Here is a 1,621-nt window from a genome sequence, read left to right on the forward strand (position 1 = left end):
TTGGTGACTCAATAAAACGTTGTGCTCATTGCTTTTAGCAAGGAGTTTTAAATAGTGGCTGGGCTACCTGGATTCGAACCAGGGAATGCCGGCATCAAAAGCCGGTGCCTTACCGCTTGGCGATAGCCCAACAATGACATCAATTAAGACATCTAAATACTGGTGCGGTCGGAGAGACTTGAACTCTCACACCTCTCGGCGCCAGAACCTAAATCTGGTGCGTCTACCAATTCCGCCACGACCGCAGCAAATCTTTATAGTTATACTGAGTATTGGTGACTCAATAAAACGTTGTGCTCATTGCTGTTAGCAAGGAGTTTTAAATAGTGGCTGGGCTACCTGGATTCGAACCAGGGAATGCCGGCATCAAAAGCCGGTGCCTTACCGCTTGGCGATAGCCCAACAATGACATCAATTAAGACATCTAAATAGTGGTGCGGTCGGAGAGACTTGAACTCTCACACCTCTCGGCGCCAGAACCTAAATCTGGTGCGTCTACCAATTCCGCCACGACCGCAGCAAATCTTTATAGTTATACTGAGTATTGGTGACTCAATAAAACGTTGTGCTCATTGCTGTTAGCAAGGAGTTTTAAATAGTGGCTGGGCTACCTGGATTCGAACCAGGGAATGCCGGCATCAAAAGCCGGTGCCTTACCGCTTGGCGATAGCCCAACAATGACATCAATTAAGACATCTAAATACTGGTGCGGTCGGAGAGACTTGAACTCTCACACCTCTCGGCGCCAGAACCTAAATCTGGTGCGTCTACCAATTCCGCCACGACCGCAGCAAATCTTTATAGTTATACTGAGTATTGGTGACTCAATAAAACGTTGTGCTCATTGCTGTTAGCAAGGAGTTTTAAATAGTGGCTGGGCTACCTGGATTCGAACCAGGGAATGCCGGCATCAAAAGCCGGTGCCTTACCGCTTGGCGATAGCCCAACAATAACATCAATTAAGACATCTAAATAGTGGTGCGGTCGGAGAGACTTGAACTCTCACACCTCTCGGCGCCAGAACCTAAATCTGGTGCGTCTACCAATTCCGCCACGACCGCAGCAAATCTTTATAGTTATACTGAGTATTGGTGACTCAATAAAACGTTGTGCTCATTGCTTTTAGCAAGGAGTTTTAAATAGTGGCTGGGCTACCTGGATTCGAACCAGGGAATGCCGGCATCAAAAGCCGGTGCCTTACCGCTTGGCGATAGCCCAACAATGACATCAATTAAGACATCTAAATAGTGGTGCGGTCGGAGAGACTTGAACTCTCACACCTCTCGGCGCCAGAACCTAAATCTGGTGCGTCTACCAATTCCGCCACGACCGCAGCAAATCTTTATAGTCATATTGAATATTGGTGATTCAATATGACGTTACATAAGTGGTGGCTACTGCGGGATTTGAACCTGCGACCCCATCATTATGAGTGATGTGCTCTAACCAACTGAGCTAAGTAGCCAATAATGAATCTAATAGAATCACTATTTGTTCTCTAATGAAAGAGAAATAATGGTGCGGTCGGAGAGACTTGAACTCTCACACCTCTCGGCGCCAGAACCTAAATCTGGTGCGTCTACCAATTCCGCCACGACCGCAGCAAATCTTTATAGTCATA

General features: G+C 46.9%; 12 tRNA genes. All 12 read right to left on the bottom strand.

The window, feature by feature from the left end:
• Nucleotides 1-55 precede the first annotated feature (55 nt).
• The 12 genes from A3712_RS19310 to A3712_RS19365 all read right to left on the bottom strand — a co-directional run bounded on the left by A3712_RS19310 (nt 56) and on the right by A3712_RS19365 (nt 1,601).
• Nucleotides 56-130, bottom strand: a tRNA-Gln gene (locus A3712_RS19310).
• Between the two features lie 30 nt (nt 131-160).
• Nucleotides 161-245 (bottom strand) — tRNA-Leu (locus A3712_RS19315).
• An 82-nt stretch (nt 246-327) separates the two neighbouring features.
• Nucleotides 328-402 (bottom strand) — tRNA-Gln (locus A3712_RS19320).
• 30 nt (nt 403-432) lie between these two features.
• Nucleotides 433-517, bottom strand: a tRNA-Leu gene (locus A3712_RS19325).
• Nucleotides 518-599: 82 nt separating this feature from the next.
• A tRNA-Gln gene (locus tag A3712_RS19330) sits at nt 600-674 on the bottom strand.
• A 30-nt stretch (nt 675-704) separates the two neighbouring features.
• A tRNA-Leu gene (locus tag A3712_RS19335) sits at nt 705-789 on the bottom strand.
• An 82-nt stretch (nt 790-871) separates the two neighbouring features.
• A tRNA-Gln gene (locus tag A3712_RS19340) sits at nt 872-946 on the bottom strand.
• A 30-nt stretch (nt 947-976) separates the two neighbouring features.
• Nucleotides 977-1,061, bottom strand: a tRNA-Leu gene (locus A3712_RS19345).
• An 82-nt stretch (nt 1,062-1,143) separates the two neighbouring features.
• Nucleotides 1,144-1,218: transfer RNA gene (locus A3712_RS19350), tRNA-Gln, on the bottom strand.
• A gap of 30 nt (nt 1,219-1,248) precedes the next feature.
• Nucleotides 1,249-1,333: transfer RNA gene (locus A3712_RS19355), tRNA-Leu, on the bottom strand.
• Nucleotides 1,334-1,388: 55 nt separating this feature from the next.
• Nucleotides 1,389-1,465, bottom strand: a tRNA-Met gene (locus tag A3712_RS19360).
• Between the two features lie 51 nt (nt 1,466-1,516).
• Nucleotides 1,517-1,601, bottom strand: a tRNA-Leu gene (locus A3712_RS19365).
• Between the last annotated feature and the right edge of the window lie 20 nt (nt 1,602-1,621).

This window comes from Vibrio sp. HI00D65 (genome assembly GCF_001635455.1).
Classification (GTDB): domain Bacteria; phylum Pseudomonadota; class Gammaproteobacteria; order Enterobacterales; family Vibrionaceae; genus Vibrio.